General features: G+C 65.2%; 17 protein-coding genes. 8 read left to right on the forward strand and 9 right to left on the reverse strand.

From position 1 onward, the window contains the following. The first annotated feature begins 20 nt into the window (after positions 1-20). Together KPL74_07985 and KPL74_07990 are read left to right on the forward strand one after the other, a co-directional pair. Positions 21-4,778: a hypothetical protein gene (locus KPL74_07985; GenBank protein QWT21933.1), complete on the forward strand. Its 4,758-nt coding sequence runs from the start codon at positions 21-23 to the stop codon at positions 4,776-4,778. A 302-nt stretch (positions 4,779-5,080) separates the two neighbouring features. Then, complete coding sequence (locus KPL74_07990; protein ID QWT21934.1) at positions 5,081-6,385, forward strand: hypothetical protein; 1,305 nt, start codon at positions 5,081-5,083, stop codon at positions 6,383-6,385. 3 nt (positions 6,386-6,388) lie between these two features. On the opposite strand, the gene KPL74_07995 is transcribed toward KPL74_07990, so the two are convergent. Together KPL74_07995 and KPL74_08000 are read right to left on the reverse strand one after the other, a co-directional pair. Further along, complete coding sequence (locus KPL74_07995) at positions 6,389-7,375, reverse strand: hypothetical protein (protein QWT21935.1); 987 nt, start codon at positions 7,373-7,375, stop codon at positions 6,389-6,391. 33 nt (positions 7,376-7,408) lie between these two features. Continuing rightward, entirely contained in the window at positions 7,409-8,173 is a 765-nt protein-coding gene (locus KPL74_08000; GenBank protein ID QWT21936.1) for a hypothetical protein, read from the reverse strand. A gap of 131 nt (positions 8,174-8,304) precedes the next feature. On the opposite strand from KPL74_08000, the gene KPL74_08005 reads away from it, so the two are divergent. Together KPL74_08005 and typA are read left to right on the forward strand one after the other, a co-directional pair. Continuing rightward, positions 8,305-10,518 (forward strand): pilin, encoded by a 2,214-nt coding sequence (locus KPL74_08005; GenBank protein QWT21937.1) that lies wholly within the window; start codon positions 8,305-8,307, stop codon positions 10,516-10,518. Positions 10,519-10,691: 173 nt separating this feature from the next. Continuing rightward, entirely contained in the window at positions 10,692-12,536 is a 1,845-nt protein-coding gene (typA, locus tag KPL74_08010; GenBank protein ID QWT21938.1) for a translational GTPase TypA, read from the forward strand. A gap of 1,010 nt (positions 12,537-13,546) precedes the next feature. On the opposite strand, the gene KPL74_08015 is transcribed toward typA, so the two are convergent. After that, positions 13,547-14,101 carry a DUF1003 domain-containing protein gene (locus KPL74_08015; GenBank protein QWT21939.1) on the reverse strand — a complete coding sequence of 185 codons (555 nt, stop codon included), beginning with the start codon at positions 14,099-14,101 and terminating at the stop codon, positions 13,547-13,549. Positions 14,102-14,306: 205 nt separating this feature from the next. On the opposite strand from KPL74_08015, the gene KPL74_08020 reads away from it, so the two are divergent. Further along, entirely contained in the window at positions 14,307-14,576 is a 270-nt protein-coding gene (locus KPL74_08020) for a transposase (GenBank protein QWT21940.1), read from the forward strand. Between the two features lie 50 nt (positions 14,577-14,626). Next, entirely contained in the window at positions 14,627-15,403 is a 777-nt protein-coding gene (locus KPL74_08025) for an IS3 family transposase (GenBank protein QWT22654.1), read from the forward strand. A gap of 97 nt (positions 15,404-15,500) precedes the next feature. Here the strand turns inward: KPL74_08025 and KPL74_08030 are convergent, their stop codons facing one another. Further along, positions 15,501-16,580, reverse strand: a complete 1,080-nt coding sequence (locus KPL74_08030; protein QWT21941.1) for a mechanosensitive ion channel family protein — start codon at positions 16,578-16,580, stop codon at positions 15,501-15,503. A 72-nt stretch (positions 16,581-16,652) separates the two neighbouring features. Between KPL74_08030 and KPL74_08035 the strand changes: the two genes are divergently transcribed. Then, entirely contained in the window at positions 16,653-17,186 is a 534-nt protein-coding gene (locus tag KPL74_08035) for a mismatch-specific DNA-glycosylase (protein ID QWT21942.1), read from the forward strand. Here the strand turns inward: KPL74_08035 and KPL74_08040 are convergent. Further along, positions 17,159-18,382 (reverse strand): cytochrome c, encoded by a 1,224-nt coding sequence (locus KPL74_08040; protein ID QWT21943.1) that lies wholly within the window; start codon positions 18,380-18,382, stop codon positions 17,159-17,161. The two genes, KPL74_08035 and KPL74_08040, sit on opposite strands and share 28 nt — an antisense overlap. Positions 18,383-18,385: 3 nt before the next feature. After that, on the reverse strand, positions 18,386-19,081 hold the full coding sequence (locus tag KPL74_08045) for a c-type cytochrome (GenBank protein QWT21944.1): 696 nt from the start codon (positions 19,079-19,081) through the stop codon (positions 18,386-18,388). A 100-nt stretch (positions 19,082-19,181) separates the two neighbouring features. Between KPL74_08045 and KPL74_08050 the strand changes: the two genes are divergently transcribed. Then, positions 19,182-20,756 (forward strand): amidase, encoded by a 1,575-nt coding sequence (locus KPL74_08050; GenBank protein ID QWT21945.1) that lies wholly within the window; start codon positions 19,182-19,184, stop codon positions 20,754-20,756. Between the two features lie 115 nt (positions 20,757-20,871). On the opposite strand, the gene galU is transcribed toward KPL74_08050, so the two are convergent. The 3 genes from galU to KPL74_08065 are packed head-to-tail and all read right to left on the reverse strand — an operon-like array spanning position 20,872 to position 24,393. Then, entirely contained in the window at positions 20,872-21,747 is an 876-nt protein-coding gene (gene galU, locus KPL74_08055; protein ID QWT21946.1) for a UTP--glucose-1-phosphate uridylyltransferase GalU, read from the reverse strand. Next, positions 21,744-23,642, reverse strand: coding sequence for a polysaccharide biosynthesis protein (locus KPL74_08060; GenBank protein QWT21947.1), 1,899 nt, complete (start codon positions 23,640-23,642; stop codon positions 21,744-21,746). Before KPL74_08060 ends, galU begins: the two co-directional genes overlap by 4 nt. Beyond that, the gene (locus KPL74_08065) at positions 23,629-24,393 is read right to left on the reverse strand and encodes a hypothetical protein (GenBank protein QWT22593.1); all 765 of its coding nucleotides are present in this window, start codon (positions 24,391-24,393) and stop codon (positions 23,629-23,631) included. Before KPL74_08065 ends, KPL74_08060 begins: the two co-directional genes overlap by 14 nt. Positions 24,394-24,398 lie beyond the last annotated feature (5 nt).

The raw sequence follows: 24,398 nt of genomic DNA on the forward strand, positions 1-24,398 counted from the left end.
CAAAACTAGGAAGGAAAGATATGGACGATACAATCAAGATGGACGACGATCTCTGGACCGCGATCAAGGATTCCGGCACAGCATACGTAACTGGGTACAGTGAATACATCAAGGAGTTTGAGAAACAAACGTCGTTAGGCGTCGACACGCAGTCTGCGCGCGTAGAGGCCCTGAAAGCCATGCATGCGTACGAGATAAAGAGGTTGGAATGGCTGGCCGAACAGTATAGAGCCGCCGGAGACCTCAAGTCGGCAACATACTTCGCGGCCGAGGCAGGCGCCAGCAAAGAGCTGATAGGAACCTTGTCAGCGTCGCATGCTAGCGCAGCATCAACGCTTAAGACCTATGCGAGCGAACGTACGCGCATGCTTGCTGCGCAAGTCGGCGATAGCGGTGCCGTTCGATTTCTCGCAAAGAACGCTGGCTCATTGTTTGACGCAGCTGAACTTGGTGCGGCGCTCGCATATGGCGAGGACAAGGACGTCGCAAAGGCCTTAGGCAGCATAGTCGTCGGACGCGTCGCTACGTCCGTCGGAGGGATCGTGGCGATGATGGCCCAAGCCTCTCCTCCTGGGAGAGCTTTGACGATCATCGGATTCGCGCTAGCAGGATCCAAGGGCCTCGATGCCCTTGTCGACGAGAAGCAATGGGAAGCTCTGGGGAAACTCGGGCGGGATGCAATCGACTCAGTAACGTCCGAACTGAGCGGGGTATGGGCCGAGTTCCTGAAAGCATTTGGCGCAAACATTGAGTTTAATGCTGTTTCGAACGACCGCTTCCTGGCGGCACTCAATCTCATCCGCCGCATCGACCCCCTGACTCTCGACCTCGACGGCGACGGCATCGAGACCCTCGGCGTGGACGAAGGCGTCCTCTTCGACTTCGACGGCGACGGCGTCAAGACCGGCACTGGCTGGATCAAACGTGACGACGGCTTCCTTGTGCTAGACCGCAATGGCAATGGCCAGATCGACAACGGCTCAGAACTGTTTGGCGTCGATACGGTCAAGCGCGACGGCAGCAAGGCGCGCAATGGCTTCGACGCACTGGCAGACCTCGATAGCAACGGCGATGGCATGTTTGACGAGAAGGATGACATGTTCTCGAGCGTGCGCGTGTGGCAAGACTTGAATCACGATGGCATTGCCCAGGCGAATGAGCTGAAGACGCTATCGGAACATCACATCGCCGCCATCGTCCTGAAATCCAAGGAAGCCAACCAGGACAGCAACGGAAACCTCATCAGTGCCACCGGCTCATTCATCCGGGACGACGGCAGCGAGGGCGAGGTGAATGGCAACCAGAGCACCGCCGCGGACGTGGATCTTGAAAGCAATCCGTTCTATAGCGAGCACAACAACAAGATCGAGCTCGACGACGGTGCGCGGGGCCTCCCCACGCTCCAGGGATCGGGGCTTGTTCGTGAGCTGCGGGAGGCCGCCATGCTCAGTCAAGAGCTGCGAACGCTCCTTCAATCGTACGTAGCGACGAAGAGCCCCCGGGAGCAGCATGAACTCGTGGGGCGGATCATCGCAGCGTGGGCGGCCACGGGTGAGGGCTTCAAGCCATTCGAGCAGCGAATTGATGAGCTGGATCGCGATGGCATAAATTTCCACTTTGCCTTCAGCTGGGAGACCGCAAGCAAGGCGCCAACGCCTGCCCAGGCGTTGCTACGCGACCGACTGGCAAAGCTGAACCTGCTGGAATCGTTCAACGGGCAAGCCTTCCTGGAATTCACGGTGCAATCGATGACGTCGAGCACCGCGAAAGTTCTGGTGCGCATTGGCGCGAATACCGTCCTGTGCACTGTGGCGGTACGCAATGGCGAGGCAGTGATCAGCGAGGCTGATCTTCCCATTCCCGCAGATCCCCTCGCCTTGCTTGACGCATCCTACGCAGAGCTAGCGAAATCCATCGAGTCGAGCCTGCTCCTGCAGACGCGGCTGAAGGCCTACGCGGATGTCGTGGACATTTCGCTTTCGGGAGACGTTGTCGCTGCAGACTACCGCCGGGTGATCGCGCGCCTCGCGGATGTCGCGGCCGTCGACCCATCCACGGCGATTTTGGACGCTGTGGAGTTCACGCGGTCGTTGAAGACCTTCGATGTCGGCAATCTGGTTCCGCTCCTTGAGGACTGGATCAAGAGACTCACTCCGGCGCAAGCATCGCTCCTGAACTCGGAGCTGACCGGGCTCGGGCGTCTCGTCGTGGATGGCAGCTCCGCCTCCAACCTCAGCACCGGCTCCGGTCACGACCTCATTCTTGGCATGGGCGGCAACGACAAACTCTACGGCGAGGACGGTGATGACTTCATCTGGGGCCAGGACGGCAACGACTCGCTTTATGGAGGAAACGGAAACGACGTCCTGATTGGCGGCGCAGGCAACGACCATCTGGAAGGTGGCGATGGTGCTGATACCTACATCTTCGGTCGCGGTGACGGCGAGGACACTATCGTCAATAGCGACGCCAGTGGAAATTTACACGATACCCTGCAGTTTCGCGACGATATCCAGCCTTCAGACATTTTTGTTCGTCGCGGCCCGAGCTGGACCGAGAATCTGTATCTTTACGTCCGCGATACGAAAGACTCTATTGAGATCACGAACTATTTCTCGCGAGAAGGTAATCGCATCGCCATTCGCTTCGCGGACGGATCCGTTTGGACCTACGACGACGTAAAGTCCATGGTGCTTGCCCCCACCGACGGCAACGACACGCTCCTCGGCTACGACTCGGATGACCATCTGATGGGTGGCGAAGGCGACGATAAGCTTTACGGCAATGCCGGCAATGATTACCTCGAAGGCGGCACCGGCATCGACGAGCTACATGGCGGCGACGGTGACGACGTGCTCTATGGCGGCCCGGGAGGCGCAATCCTCTATGGCGATGCAGGCTCGGACACCTACATCTTCGGACTGGGCGATGGAAACACCACTATCAACAACGACGATTCCAATGTCGGTCGCCGCGATATTATCCGGTTCCGCGACAGTGTTAATCCTGGAGAGGTCACTGTGAAGCGCGTGGGCACGGATCTGGAGATCTACATGCCAGGTGGGAAAGAGCGTCTGCGCGTCCTCGATTACTTTTACGGCTCACGTTATCGCGTGGACGAGATCCACTTTGCAGACGGTTCCGTTTGGACCTATGACGACGTCAAGCCCATGGTCCTCAAGTCAACCGACGGCAACGACACGCTCCTCGGCTACGACTCGGATGACCATCTGATGGGTGGCGCAGGCGACGATAAGCTTTACGGCAATGCCGGCAACGATTACCTCGAAGGCGGCACCGGCATCGACGAACTACATGGCGGCGACGGTGACGACGTGCTCTATGGTGGCCCGGAAGGCGCAATCCTCTATGGCGATGCGGGCTCGGACACCTACATCTTCGGACTGGGCGATGGAAACACCACTATCAACAACGACGATTCCAGTGTCGGTCGCCACGATATCATCCAATTCCGCGAAGGTGTTGCTCCCGGAGAGGTCACTGTGAAGCGCGTGGGCACGGACCTGGAGATCTACATGCCAGGTGGGAAAGAGCGTCTACGCGTCCTCGATTACTTTTACAGCTCACGTTATCGCGTGGACGAGATCCACTTTGCAGACGGCTCTGTTTGGACCTATGACGACGTAAAGTCCATGGTGCTTGCCCCCACCGACGGCAACGACACGCTCCTCGGCTACGACTCGGATGACCATCTGATGGGTGGCGAAGGCGACGATAAGCTTTACGGCAATGCCGGCAATGATTACCTCGAAGGCGGCACCGGCATCGACGAGCTACATGGCGGCGACGGTGACGACGTGCTCTATGGTGGCCCGGGAGGCGCAATCCTCTATGGCGATGCGGGCTCGGACACTTACATCTTCGGACTGGGCGATGGAAACACCACTATCAACAACGACGATTCCAGTGTCGGTCGCCACGATATTATTCGGTTCCGCGAAGGTGTTAATCCCGGAGAGGTCACTGCGAAGCGCGTGGGCACGGACCTGGAGATCTACATGCCAGGTGGGAAAGAGCGTCTACGCGTCCTCGATTACTTTTACAGCTCACGTTATCGCGTGGACGAGATCCACTTTGCAGACGGTTCCGTTTGGACCTATGACGACATCAAGCCCATGGTCCTCAAGTCAACCGACGGCAACGACACGCTCCTCGGCTACGACTCGGATGACCATCTGATGGGTGGCGCAGGCGACGATAAGCTTTACGGCAATGCCGGCAACGATTACCTCGAAGGCGGCACCGGCATCGACGAACTACATGGCGGCGACGGTGACGACGTGCTCTATGGTGGCCCGGAAGGCGCAATCCTCTATGGCGATGCGGGCTCGGACACCTACATCTTCGGACTGGGCGATGGAAACACCACTATCAACAACGACGATTCCAGTGTCGGTCGCCACGATGTCATCCAATTCCGCGAAGGTGTTGCTCCCGGAGAGGTCACTGTGAAGCGCGTGGGCACGGACCTGGAGATCTACATGCCAGATGGGAAAGAGCGTCTACGCGTCCTCGATTACTTTTACGGTTCCCGATATCGTGTGGACGAGATCCGCTTTGCTGACGGCACAGCGTGGTCCGCGGATGACGTCAACGCCATGATGGAGTCGCCGAAAGCGTTCGGCAGCCTGTCGACTGATCTCGACCGCCTCGTAGCGAGCATGGCGTTTTCGAGCGCGGCGAATGATGGGTTCATTTCCAGCCCAATTCCGCCCAGCCTACAAGGTGATGTGCACTGGGCCTCCATGGCAACCTGACGCCATCGTTGATCAAAGGCGCTTGCGATAGCTGGACCTCGCTTTGTCCGTCTATCGCACGTCGATTATGACACTTGGGGCGTCGGACGGCGTGTTGCTACACGCCGTCCTTTTCGACGCTGGAACCGGTTGCGATGCAAGCTGGAGTGGGTCCCGGGCTAGCCGTCGTGCATCGCGCGCAGGCGCGCTCCTACACAAGCTGTCGGTTTTGGCTGACGGCGCTTTTCGCGATGCCTTCGTAGACTGTCCGCCGGACATCACGCCACGCCATGCCGGCCGTGGCGGTAACACGGAGGTTTCCCTTGAAAGTCATCCTTACTTCGGTCCCCTTGCTGGGCCATCTCAACGCCGTGCTTGCGATCGGGCGCATGCTGGTCGACGAGGGCCACGAAGTCGTCGCCCTGTCGGCGAGTCACTTTCGCGATCGCATCGAGCGCATCGGTGCCCGCTTTGTCCCCTTCCCGTCCGAGATCGACATCGACGCCAGCGACATGGCGCGTGCCTATCCGGAGTTCGACCGGCTCGAGCCCGGCCCGGCGATGACACTGTTCTACTTCCAGCGGGTCTTCGCCGATCCGCTCGCCCCGCAGCACCGTGCGCTTACCGCGCTGCTGAAGCATTTCGACGCGGACCTGATCGTCGCCGACAACCTGTGCATGGGCATCCTGCCGATGCTGCTGAACGACCATCCGCGACGGCCGGCGGTCGTCGCCTGCGGGACGACCTACCTGATGTGGCGCCGCGACGATCGCGGCCCCTGCAACCTGGGTTTCCCGCCCGCGCGCAACGACGCCGACCGCTGCGCCTACGGCGTGGTGGCGGATGAGCTGGACGAGGTGTTTACGCGCCCGTTCGCCGCGCACCTCGACGCCTGCCTGCATGCCGCCGGTGCGCCGTCACTGCCGATGGACGTGCTGGATGCCGTGACCTGCCTGCCCGACGCCCACCTGCAGCTGAGCGTGCCCGCTTTCGAATACCCACGCAGCGACCTGCCGCCGCAGCTCCACTTCATCGGTGCCCTGCCGATCACCCCGGGCCAGGCACCCCTGCCCGTGTGGGCCGATGACCTCCATGGCGCGCGCAAGGTCGTGCTGGTCACGCAGGGCACGCTGTCCAATGCCGACTTCGGCGCGCTCGTCCAGCCGACGCTCGCGGCACTGGCCAACGCGCCCGACCTGCTCGTCGTAGTGACCACGGGTGGCCGGCGCGTGGAGTCGCTGGGCTCGCACCTGCCGGCGAATGCCCGCGTCGCCAGTTACCTGCCCTTCGAATGGCTGCTGCCGAAAGTCGACGTGCTGGTGACCAACGGCGGCTACAACAGCGTGAACCAGGCCCTGTCGTTCGGCATCCCGATCGTCGTCGCCGGCCTTACCGAGGACAAGGCGGACGTGGCCGCGCGGATTGCCTGGTCGGGCGCGGGGATCGACCTGCGCACCAACCGCCCGGGCGTGGCCAACCTGCTCGGTGCCGTGCGCCGCGTACTGGACGACCCCGCCTACCGCGAACGCGCAGCCATGCTGGCCGCGGACTTCGCTCGCATCGATACCCGCGCCGAGGCGCTGCGCATCATCGGGGACGTGGTGGCGCGGCGACATGCCACGTGCTGAGCGCTATGTTCCAGATCCCGGCGTCGACGCATGGGCGCGCCGCTTGCTGATGCGCCCCACGTGCGCGGCGTTCCATCGCGCCTCCCACGCCTGGTACGTCTCACGCTTCGCATTCGCCGCTGCCACCATGCGTCGCGAAGGCCGCGGTATGTCCCGGCGTCGGCCCGCATGGCTGTTGGCGTAGTCAGCCCGCTGCGCGAGCAAGCGTTGGTGCAACGCTTCGATCACGGCCATCTCGTCGGGCGTGTACCGGCGCCAAAGGATGTCGGCCATCGAGATGCCCATGCGGCACGCGTGCTCGCGACGACAGGTTTCGAACGCGAGCACCCCGTTGATGCCGCAGCCGCCGACCAGGTCGCATTCGAGCAACTGCAGGGCTGCGCGCTGGTAGTCCCCCAGCCTGGCATGCCTAGCCGGGCCCACGGCGAGGTCGCGGCCGAACGACCACGGCGCACGATGTTTCAGGTCGTTGGCCAGAACCATCTGGGCCAGGCGGATATCGGGCGGCGGCGCATCCCGCGGCAATGCGTCGTAGAAATCGGGCGGCACGTTCCCGGCGCCGACCACCACCGACCAGCGGGGGTGGCGGACCTTGAGGTCGATCCACTCGCCGGTCTCATACATTCTGGCCCACCCGTCCTGTGGGCGGCTGTTGCAATACGACGCCTGCCAGCGACGAAAGGCCTTTTCGCTCGGCGAGAAGCTGCGCCGGCGCATCCAGTCCAACCACACGTTGCCTGTACAGGCAGCCGCCGCGTGGCGCACCGCGTGCAGGGCGGCCGGATCCTTGTCGACGCGCTGGCCGAGCCGGTGGTAGACGCTGCCGAACGTGTCGCTCGACCACAGGTAAGGTCCGTCGCCCGGCGCGTCGTGCGTCGCTGGCGCGAGCGGTACGCGTGCTATGAGGAGGCACGCTGCGCTGGCGGCGGCGATGAGGCTTCCTGCGATGAGGACGGCCCAGCGGCCGGTCGGGCGAGCACGTGCGTTCATTCGGCGAAGTCCCTGTGCCAAAGTTCCGTGATGTCAGTGACCGTACGTGCAAAACCCCGTACAGGTAGAGTCACCGAATGCCTGCGCGATCCTGGCGAAGGTTACGCGCTCTTCCGGCGGCCCGCGGCGCGCCGCGTCGTCGGCGACTGCGAACACGTCCTTTCGCTCGGCCAGCGTAAGCCCCGCCGACACGGTCGGCGCTTCGTCAACGACCGCTTCGAGGATGATGGCCCGGTTGGCCGGGGATACCCCGGTGCGCGCCGACGGGGTATGGACGAGCCGGGCGAACAGGTGGGCAATGCCGAGGCGGATCCGCCCCAACGTCGCCATGTCGGCCGCACGTCCGGATGCGCTTTCCGAGGCCACCCGCATCGTCATCGCCTTGATCCCACGTCCGCCATCGTGGGCGGCAAGGGCCAGTAACGCAGCCAGCAGGTCCTGGTATTTTTCGTTGGTCGCTATCACCTCGTCCACGGAAGGAGGTTGGCTGCGGCCATCTTGCATATAGAGGTCCATCACCTCGGAGCCCTTCGCGGTGACATTCAGGACCTTCTGGAGATCGGCGCCGGTGACTGGCGCATCGCCGTAGACGGCCTGGTCCGTCGTGGCAGCAAGCAAGGCCACCACCCTGGCATCCGATGTGGGTAACGGCGCGCCCGCCGCCTTGCTCGCGGCCAGCACGACATCGGCGCGCTGGATGAACCCATCCGCACCCGGTGCGGCGGACGCATGGGACAGGCAAGGCAAGCAACCAAGCACGAACAGGCCCAGGGCCTGCCCGATGTTCGACATTCGCATCTAAACCCCCCTCTTCCGCGGAACGACCATGCCAGCCCGGTGCGGTGGCTCGCAGTATCCTGAATTCCCCATGCCACTGCTATCCTCCGGCTTCCCGGCAGGAGCCGGATGAACCCAGGGGATACCGAGCAATGATTGCCCGTCGTACCGTGCTGCTTTCCGCAGCCATTTCCGCCGCGTTGGGCCTGGTGGCCTGCCACAAGAAAGACGAGGCGCCCGCCGCCGACCCGAAGGCCATCGCCGCGGCCCAGGCCACGCTGTCGACGCCCGCATGGCTCCGCCAGCACCTCCCGGCGCAAACGGTCGCCTACCTGCGCATTCCTTCGCCGTGGGGCATGCTGCACGGCGTACCGAATGGCCGGCCGCTCGATGCCGCGCTGTCGACCAAGGCGCACCTGGATGCGATCGACAACGTGCGCCATGCCCTGGCCAGCGACAAGCTGCTCGCCGACCTCAAGCTGGCACCGGCGCTCAACCTGCTGTTCGGCGACCTGCGCTCGCCCGTTGAAATCGCGCTGATCGATCCGCTGGGCATCCCGTCGCCTTCGTCGCGAGCGGTGGCCACGGCGGTGCTGGATTTCCCGAACGTCGCCGCCCTGAATGCGCGCCTCGCCGGCCTCGGCGGCGAGCAGCCGTTGCTGCAGGCGCCGCTGGATGCACAGGGTAACGGCATGCTCGCCAGCGGTGCCGCCGCGGTCCACTACGATGCCACCCAGCATCGGCTGTGGGTCGCGAGCGCGGTGCCGATGCCGAACGGCAAGCCGATGGATAACGCCGCACTCACCGCCCTCAGCGCGGACATCGGCAAGGCCGACGCGTCGACCGCACCGCCGCTGCTGGGCGCGCTGGAAGCCCGCATCGACACCTCGGGTGAAGGCTTCTTCGGCTGGGTGACCGTGCGCGGGATCGGTGCCGTCGCGGCCGCGCAGGCCGGCGACTCGCCGCTGGGCAAGCTCCCGTCCGATTTCGCCGCCAAGGCCGATGCGATCGCCTTCGGTGCCGGCACGGTCAACGGGCGCGGCCAGCTGCAGTTCCTCGTGCACTCGCCGCAGGCCCGCCTGCTGCAGTACTTCGCCCCGACCTCGTTCTCGCCGACGTTCAAGAGCGTGGGCGAGGCCCGCTGGGCCTTCACCGTGGCCGCGCCGACCGCGGAGGCCTGGAAGACCATGGCGGGTAACGTGAACCTCGACTTCGGGCCGGACGGCGCGAAGAAGATCCACGACTTCGGCGACACCCTGCAAAAGCGCCTGCACATGGCGCCGACCGACTACTTCAGCTGGTTCGGCCCGGAGTACGTGTTCTTCGCCGACGATGTCGGCACCTACACGGCCGTCCGCGTGCGCGACTGGAAGGCCTGGCACGATCGCCTGGCCCAGAACGCCCAGTTCGGCTGGAAGACCGGCACGGTCAAGGTCGACGGTGCCGAGGTGCACTGGCTGGCTGCGCCCAACGCCGCCGACGACGTGGCCCAGCCGAACCTGCCACCCGAGTTCCGCAACATGATGCGCGTGCTGGGCCGTTCGAACGGCCGCGCGTGGTGGACCGAGGAAGGCGACTGGGCGATCTTCGCCAAAGTCCCGCAAGCCTTGTCCGATCGCGTGGCGGCGGGCCCGGACAGCTCGATGGAAGACTGGTTCAAGGCGCATGCCTTCCAGGGCCAGCGCACCGTGGCCGGCTTCGCGGCGACCAGCCACGGCGCCCAGCGCGATGCCTACTACACCTACCTGGCGATCCTCCAGGTGGTGACCGGCATGTTCGGCGCCGACGGCGACATCTCGGCCCTGCCCTCGGCCCATACGCTTGGCCTGCCCGACAAGGGCGTGGTCGGCGGCGGGCTCGAGGTCGACAAGGAAACCGTGGCCCTGTCGCTCACCTACGAGCAGTCGCCGGTCGAGCTCGCCGGCGCCGGCGGTGGTGCCAGCGGCATGGCGGCGATCGGCACGGTGGCGATCATCGCGGCCATCGCCGTCCCGCAATACCAGGTCTACACCATCCGCTCGGAAATCGACCATGGCGTGCTCGCCCTGGAGCCGGTGAAGAAGGCCGTGGCCGAGCGCCGCCTGGCGACCGGCAAGTTCCCGGCCAGCAACGCCGCCGCTGGCCTGGGCAAGCCGGAAACCCTCGCCGACGACTACCTGGGCAGCGTGGAAGTGGGCCCGGGCGGGGAAATCGTCGCGACCTTCGACGCCACCCCGCCGCACAAGGCCAACGCCAAGCTGGCAAGCGGCCAGCTGGTGCTGACCCCCGTGGTCGAGGGCAAGGCGATTTCCTGGCGCTGCGCCGCCGAGGGGATCGAGGCGAAATACCTGCCGGCGACCTGCCAGGCCGAGGCGATCGAGCCTTGAGGGGCGTTCGCGGAGGGGGCGTGGGGGCCTCCTCCGCGGGCGGCCTGGCGTGGGTCGCGGGCGGTGTCCGGAGGGGGTCCGGGCGACGTCATGCGAAAGTTTGAAAAACTCTTTATAATCGGCGGCTTCCCATCCCAAAGAGGCCGCCCGGCTGTGAAGCCGGTGCACGACGCATGTCCATCGAATTCCTGCGCAACATCGCCATCGTCGCCCACGTCGACCATGGCAAGACCACCCTCGTCGATCAGCTGCTGAAGCAGTCGGGCACGCTCAACGAGCGTACCGTCCTCGCCGAGCGAGTGATGGATTCGAACGACCAGGAAAAGGAGCGTGGCATCACGATCCTGGCCAAGAACACGGCCATCACCTGGGAAGACAAGAAGACCGGCGCGAAGAACCGCATCAACATCGTCGACACCCCGGGACATGCTGACTTCGGCGGCGAAGTCGAGCGCGTGCTCTCGATGGTCGACACCGTGCTGATCCTGGTCGACGCGATGGACGGCCCGATGCCGCAGACCCGCTTCGTGACCCAGAAGGCGTTCGCGATGGGCTTCAAGCCGGTCGTCGTCGTCAACAAGGTCGACCGTCCGGGCGCGCGTCCTGAGTGGGTCGTCGAGCAGGTGTGGGACCTCTTTGCAAAGCTCGGCGCCACCGACGAGCAGATGGATTTCCCGATCGTCTACGCCTCGGCCCTGAACGGCTACGCCTCGCTTGACGAGAACGTGCGCGAAGGCGACATGACCCCGCTTTACGAAGCGATCATGAAGCACGCGCCGAAGCCGGACGTGGATCCGGAAGGTGCCTTCCAGATGCGCATCAGCCAGCTGGACTACAACAACTTCGTCGGCGTCATCGGCATCGGCCGCATCCAGCGCGGCACCCTGAAGAAGGGCATGCCGGTCGCCGTGATCGACCGCCACGGCAAGAAGCGCCAGGGCAAGATCGTCCAGGTGCTGGGCTTCCTCGGCCTCGAGCGCATCGAGCAGGACACCGCCGAAGCGGGCGACATCGTCGCCATCTCGGGCATCCCCGACCTGACCATCTCGGACACCGTCACCGCTCTGGACAACCCGGAAGCGCTGCCGCCGCTGAGCGTCGACGAGCCGATGATCAGCATGACCTTCCAGGTCAACAACTCGCCGTTCGTCGGCAACAAGGATCTCTCGGGTGGCAAGTTCCTGACCAGCCGCCAGCTGCGCGAGCGCCTTGACCGCGAGAAGGTCCACAACGTGGCCCTGCGCGTGGAAGACGGTTCGGACGCCGACAAGTTCCTGGTCTCGGGCCGCGGCGAACTGCATCTTTCGGTGCTGATCGAAAACATGCGTCGCGAAGGCTACGAGCTGGCCGTGTCGCGTCCGGAAGTCATCCTTAAGGAAATCGACGGCCAGAAGATGGAGCCGATCGAAGAGCTGGTGATCGACATCGAAGAGATCCACCAGGGTGGCGTGATGGAGCGCCTGGGCATCCGCAAGGGTGACCTGAAGAACATGGTCTCGGATGGCCAGGGTCGCGTGCGCCTTGAGTATGAAATCCCGGCGCGTGGCCTGATCGGCTTCCAGAACCAGTTCAAGACCCTGACCCAGGGTTCGGGCCTGCTGTTCCACGTGTTCAAGCACTACGGTCCGTACACCCCGGCGCCGATCGCGAAGCGCCAGAACGGCGTGATGATCGCCAACGCCCCGGGTAACACGCCGGCTTACTCGCTTGGACCGCTGCAGGAGCGTGGCAAGCTGTTCGCCGCTGAAGGCGATTCGGTGTACGAAGGCCAGCTGATCGGTATCCACGCGAAGGACAACGACCTGACCGTGAATGCGATCAAGCCGAAGCCGCTGACGAACATGCGTGCCTCGGGTAAGGACGATGCGATCCAGCTGACGCCGGCGACGAAGTTCACGCTTGAGCAGGCGCTGGACTTCATCGACGACGACGAGCTGGTCGAAGTCACCCCGAAGGAAATCCGCATGCGCAAGAAGCACCTGACGGAGCAGGACCGCAAGAAGGCGTCGCGCGGCTAAGCCACGCGATCCACGCGGTACGAAAAAAGCCCGGCACTGCCGGGCTTTTTTTATGCAGCGGTTCGCCACTTCGCGGCGCATGCCCTCACGGCCTCCGGCCGAACCACCGCCCTGTAGGAGCGCGCCTGCGCGCGATGTCGTCCGCGCGGCGCTCTGGCGTGGCCGCAGGACAGCCCTCGGTGCCTACCCTCGCTGCTCAGACAGGTCCTCCGCGCTCGATAAGGTTGGCCGCGGCCGCGGCCCATGTATTTGATTGCCCTACGGGCGCTCGCTTGTGCGGAACTCGCCTCGAGGGTAGGCACCGAGGGCTCTCTTCATCCTTGCCGCGAGCTGGATGGGACAGCCACGGCAACGGCCGGCGCCTTATGTAGGAGCGCGTCTGCGCGCGAACAGCCAACAGCGCGATGATGCAGGGACATGGCTCACCGACCCGCGCGAGGGTCCTCGAATCGCGTCGTAGACGTGCCCTGGCTTGTTCGCCAGATGGTCGAGTGGTTTCGATTAGTGCCGAGGGTGCTGGCCGTTGGCCCATGAACAACGATGTCGTCGGGTGAACCGCTGGGCTGCATCAATGCATCGACTCATTCGCCTGATGCCATGCTGAGGGTTCGCGCGCGGGCGCGCTCCTACAAGAGCCGGCGTGGCGCCAGGGGTGCCATTACCGTGCCGTCCACCCCAGTTCGCGACACGGATGAAGACAGCCCTCGGTGCCTACCCTCGAGGCGAGTTCGTGGCGGCGAGGGGGGCGGGCGGGAAAAGCCCGCAGGGGGCCGGCCACGATGGCCGGCCGTTTCTGCCGAGACAGGAGTCGAGTCAGAAACCTCCGCCCGGCGCCCGGTGCGCGGCCGTAGGCCGATAAGGAAACGGGCTGCGGAGCAGCCCCTCCTTTTCGCACGCCAGAACGCTGTCTGAGCAGCGAGGGTAGGCACCGAGGGCTGTCCTGCGACCACGCCCGAGCGCTGCGGTGAGGTTGGAGATAGAGGACACCCCAATCGCGCGCAGGCGCGCTCCTACTCTCCTCGCTCGCGGACCAGCTTCAGCAGCAGGTCGATCTGCTCCTGCTGCTTCATCAGCATCTGCTGTAGCTGGTCGTTGCGCATCTGGTCCAGCTTCTCGTGCAAGCCCATGATCTCGATCTCCGCCTTCAGGTTCACCTTGTAATCGTTGGTCGCATCGAGCCGGTCCTTCGCCGCCTGGCGGTTCTGGCTCATCATGATCACCGGGGCCTGGATCGCCGCGAGCATCGACAGCAGCAGGTTGAGGAAGATGTAGGGATACGGATCGAACGGCTTGTGCAACACGTAGGAATTCAGGCCCGTCCACGCGGCGAGGATGAACGCGAACACCAGGATGAAGGTCCAGGAACCGCCGAAGCGCGAGACCTTGTCGGCGAGGCGTTCGCCGAAGCTCATGTCGTCGACGAATGACTCATTGATGTTTTCCGTGACCAGCTTGCGTTGCACCAGGTGGCCGAGCAGGTGGCGTTCGGCGTGGCCGAGGTCGTCGAGGCTTTTGGCGAACCAGCGGCGCGCTGCCTGTTCGGGGGTGTGGTCGGTGAAGGACATGGCGGGCTCCGGTTGCCTGGTGGCGTTGGCCGGACGCTAGCATGGGTGGGTTTTTGGAATCTTTCGTGGGGGTGCTGTTGGGATGGATTGGGGCATGGAAGAGCTTTCGCGCGCAGGCTGTAGTGGCCTAATTCCCATGGACCACGAGGTAGGAGCACACTTTCTACCGAGGTGATCCATGGGATATCGAGTTGTAGACCCTTCTGTGCAGAAGGAAGCCGTACGCCTGGTGGTGGACCAGGGGCAGCCGGTGTTGGCTGTGTGCAAGATGTTTGGGCTGGGTCCCACTGCGCTCAGGCGCTGGGTCGCTGCCGAGCGCGAGCGTCGGAGCCATCCCCCTGGCAAGGCCGAGCAGGACAAGGAAATGGCCGCGCTTCGCAAACGCGTTGCCCAGTTGGAGGGCGAGGTCGAATTCCTAAAAAAATTCGATGCCCTTCTCCAAAATCCGCCGTCTGGCTGGTCACGCAAGCGGTAGATGCGGCGAGGGGCACGATCCCGGTAAGACGGGCTTGCGCGGTGGCGGGCGTGTCCCGCAGCAGCTACTACGCCGGGCGGCGCGAGCAACGCGAGCGGACGATCGAGCCGGTGCTAGCCAAGGCTGCGCGGACGTTACACGAGCAGGGGCGATGCAGTCTGGGGTCGCGCCGGCTGTCGGCGAGCTTGCGTAATCAGGGCCATGACGTTGGTCGCTACAGGGCCCGGACCCTGATCAAACAGCTGGGCCTGAAGCGTCGGCGCCGCCCGTACGCCCACTATCGACGAGCGACCAAGCCAGCCATCGTGGCCGACAACGACCTCAATCGCGAGTTTGATCCTGCCGCGCCGGATGTGGCCTGGGCCGGTGACATCACGCAGGTTCGGGTTAGGCGGCGATGGCTGTATATCGCCATCGTGATGGACCTGTTTTCCCGGCGCATCGTGGGCTGGGCAACCGGCTCGATGGCCGATGCCTACCTGGCCGAGCAGGCTCTGGAGCTGGCACTGGCGCACCGGCAACCGCAGGAGCCACTGCTGTTCCACTCCGACCAGGGCTGCCAGTACAGCGCGCAACGATTCGTCGACTTCCTCGCCCGGCGATCCATCCGGCAGAGCATGAGTCGCCGCGGAAACTGCTGGGATAACGCTGTCGTCGAACGCTTCTTCCACACCCTGAAACACGAATGGATGCCGACCAGTGGCTACGCGACGTTCGACGAGGCCACGAAGGACTTCTCTAGCTTCCTGATCTATTACGACCAGCAGCGGCCGCACTCGCGGCTAAACGACGTGCCGCCAGCCACCTTCGAGTGGCTGGCGGCATAAAACGCCTACGGCGTGGTCCATGGGGACTTGACCACTACAGGCGCGCTCCTACACGGGGAGCGGCAACGTGCAGGCGGGGGGAGCGTCGGCTTGGGGGTCAGGCGTTGGCGGGTTCGCGGATGTCGTTTTCGATGTCGCCGCGGAAGCGTGGGAGGTAGGCGGGAAACTCGCGCCGGACGAAGGCGATGAGGCCTTCGCGGACCTTGCAGCGCAGGTCGAACGACTTGCCGGAGTTGGCTGAGCTCATCAGGGCGCGGACCTGCATGGACTTGTCGTTGCTGTCGACCACTTGCATCACCATGACCCGGCCGTCCCACTCGGGGGCGGACTTGCACAGGCGTTCCATCTCGGCGCGCAGCGGTTCCAGCGGCAGGCCGTAGTCGAACCAGAGCAGCACCGAGCCGAGGATCTGCGACGAGGTCCGCGTCCAGTTCTGGAACGGGGTTTCGATGAAGTATTGCAGGGGCACGATCATCCGGCGTTCGTCCCAGATCTTCACCACGACGTAGGTGCTGGTGATTTCCTCGACCTTGCCCCATTCGCCTTCGACGATCACTACGTCGTCGATGCGGATCGGCTGGGTCAGGGCGATCTGGATGCCGGCGATGAGGTTGCCCAGCACCGGCTTCGCCGCCAAGCCCACCGCAAGCCCGGCGATGCCGGCCGATGCAAGCAGGCTTGCGCCGAACTGGCGAACGCTGGGGAACGTCATCAGCGCGACGCCGATGCCGAGCACGACCAGCACCACCATCGCCGTGCGGCTTAGCACGCGGACCTGGGTCTGCAGGCGCCGGGCACGCAGGTTGTCCTCCAGGTCGATCGGGTTGAAGCGCGATACCGTGGCTTCCAGCGCGCCCACGCAGCGGACCAGGAACCATGTGCAGGCACCGACCAGGGCGATCGCGACGACATGCTCGAGCCCGTCGATGACCCGCGCCGGTTCGTCGGGTGATGCGCGGAACGCGACCAGCACCATGGCCAGCGGCACGATCGCCTCCAGCGGTGCGTTCGCCCGGGCGACGATGCTCGCGCCCATGGGATGGCGTCTCGCGAGCCGACGCAACAATACGTCGACCACGCGGTGGACAAGGCCCGCGACGGCAAGCGCGATGGCGACCACCAGCGCAAAACGCGTCCACGGATGCGTTATATCGGGCATCCAGTCGGAAGGGTTCATGGGCACCTACCCTAAGACCCCGGATGTCGAGAATTTGTTGTGGTGCATCAAACGCAGGTTAAAGTAGCCCGCATGAGTGACGTCGATTCCTCACGGCACGTGCTTCCCGATGTCCTGCAGCCCGGCCTGCGCCTCGTGTTCTGCGGGACGGCGGCCGGTACGCGCTCAGCCCGTGACGGCGCGTATTACGCCCATCCCGGCAACATGTTCTGGCGTGCCGTGCATGCGGTGGGACTGACGCCGCGGCTTCTCGCCCCTGCCGAATATCCACTGATGATCGGTTTCGGCATCGGCTTCACCGACCTGGCCAAGTTCCATCACGGCAACGACAACCAGTTGCCGTCCGACGCGTTCGACGTCGACGCGCTACGCCGGAAGATCGAACGGTTCGCGCCGCGGGCCATCGCGTTCACCAGCAAGCATGCGGGCATCGCCGCGCTGGGCAAACGCACCGCGATCGGCGCGCAGCCCGCGACGTTCGGTGGCGCCCGCGCATGGGTCTTGCCGTCACCGTCAGGCCAGGCGCGAGGGTCGTGGAACCTCGCGACATGGCAGGCGATGGCCGACGAGGTCACGCGTCAGGGTGCACCCGGCGTCGAGCGATAGGCGCGCACGTCACCCGGCGACACGGACGGTGCACGGTTCGACCAGGCCTGGCGGATATACGTCACCACCGCGGCCGCATCGTCATCGCCCAGCACCTGAGAGAACGGCGGCATGGAATACGGTCGTTGTTGAGCTGCCGTCGCGGGCGCGAAGCCGCCGGATAGCACCACGCGTATCGCATTGATGCCGGTCGGCTCGACCACCGAGACGTTCCCGTCCAACGGCGGATACGCATCGCCCTTCCCTCGGCCGTCCGCACCGTGGCAATCCGCGCAACGCTGCGCGTAGATTTTCTGGCCCGACTTCGCGAGGACGTCGGCATCCGCGGCCGATTCGCGTTGCGCTTGCGGATCGCGTGCCGGCAGTGACTTCATGTAGGTCGCCATCGCCGCCAGGTCGGCGTCGGTCAGGTACTGCGTGCTCTTCAGCACGACTTCGGCCATCGGCCCCAGTGCCGTACCCTTCGGCGAACGGCCGGTCTTCAGCAAGGCCACCACGTCGGCTTCGCTCCATCCGGCTAGCCCTCCGCCCTTGCCCATGGAGAGGTCCGGCGCGTACCAGTTCTGCACGGGGACGACGCCACCGGCGAGGAAGGGGTCGGTCACCATCGCGCCGAAGCTGTTGCGCTTCGCGTGGCACTCGTTGCAATGGCCGAGGCCCTGGACGAGGTAGGCGCCACGATTCCACGCGGCGGATTGCTTCGGGTCCGGCTGGTACTCGCCTTCGTCGAAATACATCAGTCGCCACGTCGCCATCAGCGTGCGCACGCGGTATGGCCAGCGCAGCGTGTTGTCGGTTGCCGGGTTCTTCACCGCGGGCAGCGAGTGCAGGTAGGCGAACATGGCGTCGCTGTCGGCGCGCGTCACCTTCGTGTACGAGGTGAACGGGAATGCCGGGTACAACGACGTGCCGTCGTGGGCCTTGCCGCTGTGCAGGGCCTGGTAGAAATCGTCGGCGCTCCACGCGCCCAGGCCGGTCTCGCGATCGGGGGTGAGGTTGGGCGATGGGATCGCACCGAATGGGGTCGGCACCACGCGGCCGCCGGCCATCGGCGTGCCGTTGCGGGCGGTGTGGCAGGAGGCGCAGTCGCCGGCGGTTATCAGGTAGCGGCCTTCAGTGATGGGGTCGCGCGCGGGCGCGCTCCTACAGACGAGCGACGCGATGAGGAAGATAGCGAGGGAGAGGCTCGTTTTCATGGGTCAGCCTCCCAGCACGCCGCAGTGCAGTGGCGGCTTCACGCTGCCGGGTGGTTCCGCGTGCGCGTCGGGTGGGACCGGGCGCGAGGCCAGCCATGCGGAAACGGCGCTGATGTCGGCATCGGTGAGGTGGCTGACCACGGTTGCCATGCAGTCCGGCGCGGTGGTGCTTCGGGTGTCGGTACGCCATGCGCCCAGTTGCGCGCTGATGTAGTCGTACGGCAGGCCGACCAGCCCCGGGATGTCCGGTTGCACGCCGGTGAGGTTCGGGCCGTGGCAGGCCATGCAGGCAGGCACGCCCTTCGCGGCATCGCCCCGGGTCACCAGCTGTTCGCCCCGGGCCACGGCGGCGGCGGTCATCCGCGGCGTCGGGTGCGTCGCGTAGGGAACATCCTGGGCCGCGAAGTACGCGGCGATCTCGTGGATGTAGGCCTCGTCCAGCGGGGCGACCATGTATTCCATGATCTCGTAGTGGCGCAGGCCCTTCTGGAAATCCTGCATCTGTCGCGCGAGATACCCAGCGGGCTTGCCGGCCAAGCGCGGATTGAAACCGTTGTCGCCACCCTCGCCATGCGCGCCGTGGCAGCTGGTACACGCGGCGATGCGCTGCTGGAGCGTGTCCGGCACCGGCGCCGCATCCTGCGCGCGTGCCGCGAACGACAGCGCGGCCAGCACGATCCATCCCCAACAACGTCGCATCGCCAGCTCCCTGGGTCTCACCTTGGGTGACGACCGGAGTATAGCCACACGCTGCCGGTTGGCTTGGATATTATCGGAGCGTCCACCGGGGAGAGACGTTATGCCGCATCGCCACCACCGCACGCTTGCCATCGCCCTGGCACTCGCCCTGCCCTTCGCCGCGCATGCGCGCGATGCCGGCAAGGACGATGCCTATGCGTCCATCGCCACGCTGAAGCAGGCCTACGCACGCGGCGAGCTCACCCCCACGGGCGTCACCTCGCTGTTCCTCGATCGGATCGCGCGCCTCGACAAGGCCGGCCCGCGCATCAACGCCGTGCTCGAGACCAATCCCGATGCGCTGGCCATCGCCGGCAAGGCACGTGGCAAGGGTGCCCTCGCGGGTATCCCGATCCTGCTCAAGGACAACATCGACACCGGCGACAGGATGCAGACCACGGCGGGCTCACTTGCCCTCGCCGGCTCGACGGCGCCGAAGGATTCGGCGGTCGCCGCACGGCTGCGCAAGGCCGGGGCGATCATCCTGGGCAAGACCAACCTCAGCGAGTGGGCGAACATGCGCTCCAGCCACGCCACCAGCGGCTGGACGGGACGCGGCGGGCTCACCGTCAATCCTTACGTGCTCGATCGCAACGCCTGCGGTTCCAGCGCCGGTTCCGGCAGCGCGGTGGCCGCTGGCCTGGCCACGGTCGCGATCGGCAGCGAAACCGACGGCTCGATCATCTGCCCCGCGTCGATGACCGGCCTGGTCGGGATCAAACCCACCGTCGGCCTGGTCAGCCGCACCGGCATCATCCCCATCTCGCACAGCCAGGACACGGCGGGGCCGATGGCACGCAGCGTGGCCGATGCCGCCGCGGTGCTTGGCGCCATCGCCGGCAGCGACCCATCCGATCCGGCGACGAAGGACGCCGACAAGCATGCCACCGACTACACGAAGTTCCTCGACCCGAACGCGCTGCGCGGCAAGCGCATCGGCGTGGTCCGCCAGCTGGCCGGCATCGAGCCCAATGCCGACGCCGCGCTGGAAAAGACGATCGCCTTGCTCAAGGCGCAGGGCGCGGTGGTCGTCGATAACGTCGAGATCCCGCACCTGAAGGAGCTGAGCGAGCACGAGCTCGACGTGTTGCTCTACGAGTTCAGGCACGACATCGCGGCCTACCTCGCCACGCGCCCCAACCAGCCGATGAAGACGCTGGCGGACCTGATCGCCTTCAACGAGGCGCACAAGGACCAGGAGATGCCGTGGTTCGGCCAGGAGCTGTTCCTGCAGGCGCAGGCGAAGAAGGACCTGGACGATCCGGAATACAAGACGATCGTCGAGAAGAACAAGCGCCTCGCCGGCCCGGAAGGTATCGATGCGGCGTTGGCGAAGGACCACCTGGACGCACTGCTCGCGCCGAGCTGGGGCCCGGCCTTCGTCAACGACCTGGTGCTGGGCGACCACGTGGTCAGCGGCGACCCGACGGTCGGCGGCGTGTCCGCACCGGCGGCGATCGCGGGCTATCCGTCGATCACCCTGCCCGTGGCGTTCGCGCATGAGCTGCCGGTGGGCGTGGTGTTTTTCGGTTCGAAGTGGAGCGAGCCGACGTTGATCGGGATCGCTTATGGGGTGGAGCAGAAGGTCGAGGCGTTCCAGCGGCCTAAGTTTCTGGCGACGCTGCCGATTCGCTGAGGAAGCCTGATGCATGTAGGAGCGCGCCTGCGCGCGATGGGGGGCCACGCCGGGGTCGACGATCGGGTCGACGATGGCCCCTTTCGCGCGCAGGCGCGCTCCTACAGGACAGTCTTTATTTGGCGGCGTATTCGCGGACGATCGGGGCGAGCTTGGGATCTTCCAGCGCCATCGCGAGGGTGGCGCGGACGAGGCCGGCCTTGTTGCCGCAGTCGAAGCGGGTGCCTTCGAACTTGTACGACAGCACCTTGCCGTTGTCCTTGAGCAGGTTTTCGATCGCGTCGGTGAGCTGGATTTCGCCACCGGCGCCCGGCGTCGTCTTCTCCAGGTACTCGAAGATCTCGCACGGCAGCACGTAACGGCCCACCACGGCGAGGTTCGACGGTGCGTCGGCCGGCTTCGGCTTCTCCACCATGTGCTCGATCCGGCCGGTGCGCTCGTTGATCTGCTCGCTGACCTTCACCACGCCGTACTTGTCGGTGTCCTTCTCCGGCACCTCTTCCACCGCGATGACACCGGCCTCTTCCTTGCGGGCGAGGTCGGCCATCTGACCCAGGGCGCCGCGGCCGTTTTTCGTCCAGATCAGGTCGTCGGGCAGCATGACGCCGAACCGTTCTTCGTTCACAACGGCCTTGGCACGCAGTACCGCATCGCCCAGGCCCAGGGCCTCGGGCTGGGTCACGAACACGCAGCGCACGTGGCGCGGGAGGATGCCGCGCAGGATGGCGAGCAGCTCATCCTTGTTCTTTTCCGCCAGCTTCTCTTCCAGCTCGTACGCCTTGTCGAAGTAATCGGCGATGGCGTGCTTGTAGCGGTTGGTCACGAAGACCAGCGTGTCCGCACCGGCGTCGACGGCTTCGTCCACGGCGTACTGGATCAACGGTCGGTCGAGCACCGGGAGCATTTCCTTGGCCACGACCTTGGTCGCGGGAAGGAAGCGAGTACCAAGGCCAGCCACGGGAAAGACTACCGTGCGCAGGGGTTGGGTCATGCGATGTCTCCACTTTCGTTGCGGCGGAGCGGCAGTACGTTGCCCGACTGCGACTCGCTCCAGCGGAACGAGGGCAACAGTTGCGACACGCACCGGCGCAGGGTTTCTTCGTCGAACGCCAGCACCGCCTCCTCGGCGCGTGCCAGCTGCGTCTGTAGCAGGTCCCACGACACCTGGCGGTGCTGGGCCTGGAAAATCTTCGCGTGAGTCGTACTGGTGTAGTTCTCAAGCGGGTGGAACAATTCTTCGAACAACTTCTCGCCCGAACGCAGGCCGGTGTAGACGATCTGCACGTCCGAGCCCGGGCGCTTGCCGGCCAGGCGGATCATCTGCTCGGCGAGGTCGCGGATCTTCACCGGGTCGCCCATGTCCAGCGCGAAGATCTCGCCACCCTTGCCCAGCGTCGCCGCCTGCAGGATCAGCTGGCAGGCTTCCGGGATGGTCATGAAGTAACGCGAGATTTCCGGATGGGTGATGGTCACCGGACCGCCCTGTCGGATCTGCCGACGGAACAACGGCACCACCGACCCGGCCGAATCCAGCACGTTACCGAAGCGAACGGTGATGAAACGTGTAGACGTGTGCGCGGCGAGGTTCTGGCACCAGATCTCGGCCATGCGCTTGCAGGCACCCATCACCGAGGTCGGGTTGACCGCCTTGTCGGTGGAGATCAGCACGAAGGTCTCGGCACCGCAGCGGACGGCGGCGTCGGCCACCACACGGGTGCCCTGGACGTTGTTGCGGAACGCTTCGCGGAGCTGGCCCTGCAGCATGGGGACATGCTTGTAGGCAGCGGCATGGAACACGATCTGCGGCTGGGTCTCTTCGAACAGGCGCTGGATCGCGACGGTCTCACGCGCGTCGGTGAGCACGCCGTTGAAGATCAGCTCGGGGTACGCGGAGGTCAGCTCCTGGCCAATCCGGTACAGGTTGTACTCGGACATCTCCACCACGGTGAGCGACGCGGCGCCGAGGCGCGCGACCTGTCGGCACAGTTCCGAACCGATCGAGCCACCGCCACCGGTGACCAGCACGCGGCGGCCGCTGATGTTCTCGCGGATCGCCGTCCAGTCCAGCTCCACCGCATCGCGGCCGAGCAGGTCCTCGATGGCGACCTCCTTGATCTCGTTGAACTGCGCGCGGCCCGCGACCACGTCTTCCAGGCGCGGCACGGTACGGAACGGCAGGCCGGTGCTTTCGCAGAACGCCACGATGCGGCGCATCTGCGCCGTGGTGGCACCCGGCACGGCGATCAGCAGCATCTGCACGGCGACGGCCTTGGACAACTCGGCCAGCTGGTCGATCGTGCCCAGCACCGGGGTGCCGCCGATCTGTGCACCGCGCAGGGCCATGTTGTCGTCGACGAAGCCGATTACGCTGTAGCGGCTGTCACGGCGCAGGTCGCGGGCCAGCGCGTCGCCGGCCCGGTCAGCGCCGACGATCAGCACGCGCTTGGTCGGCGCGGACTGGAACAGGTCGATCCGGCTGTCTTTCCAGAAGCGATAGCTCAGTCGCGGCAGGCCGAGCAGCACCACCAGCACCACCGGGTAGACCAGCAGCACCGAGCGCGGCACGCCGTCCAGGCGCGCGTACATGACCATGGCCAGGCCGATGATCAGCGAGCCGATCACGGTGGCCTTGATGATGTTCCAGAGGTCGGGGAGGCTGGCGAAGCGCCAGACGCCCTTGTACAGGCCGGTCCAGTTGAACACCGCGCCCTGCACCAGCAGGACCAGCGGGAATTCCATCGGCAGGTAGGTCACCGCGGCCGTGTCAGGCATCAGTGCATAGCGCAACGACTTGGCGATCCACCACGCGAGGGCCGCCATCGCAAGGTCGTGCGCGACGACCGCGGTGCGGGGGTGGATGATGCCTATGAACTTACGCAGAAACATGTCGCTCCCTTCGGCGCAAGCATCGACGCTTGCCAGTACACCAGGCCGCTGCCCCCAGCACGTAAACCGCTACACAGCATACGGGCGCGGCCGCCGGGTGGCGGAGCGCGATCCATGCGCCGGGCGAACAGACGAGGAGGTTCCACACCAGGTACCAGCCGGATACCGTCGTGTGGGTCTCTCCCCGCCTTACAAGCCATTGATACAGGTGCTCGCGATGCGGAGTGTACCAGCGTGCACCGCGCAGCATTCGCACGAGCAGCGTCAATGTTGCGTCGATGACGAATGCCGACGACAGGATGAGTTCAGGCCAGAGCAGGTCCGTCCGCCAGGCCCAGAGCACGGCGGTCAGGGCGAAGACGATGAAGCCCAGCGTGGCGCTGCCCACGTCGCCCATGAAAATGCGGGCCGGCGAGCGGTTGAACCACCAGAAGCCGAGCGCCGCCATGGCCATGGCGGAGGCGGCCACCGCGATGCCCAGGGGGGCCCCGGCGCTGTCGGCGACCCGGCTGGTGGCCAGCCCGAAGAAGACCGCCTGCAGGGCGGCGATGCCGTCGATGCCGTCCATGAAGTTGTGCAGGTTGATGCACCAGACCCCGGCCAGCAGCAGCGGCAGGGCCCACCACAGGCTGGCGGTCTGCCAGGCCACCGCCACGCAGAACAGCAGGGTCGCGGCGAGCTGGATGAACAGGCGGGGCTTGATCGGCAAGGATCCGTGGTCGTCCAGCCAGCCGATCGCCGCGACGGCTATGACCC

Origin of the sequence: Bacillus sp. NP157, from assembly GCA_018889975.1 — a bacterium.
GTDB lineage: Bacteria > Pseudomonadota > Gammaproteobacteria > Xanthomonadales > Rhodanobacteraceae > Luteibacter.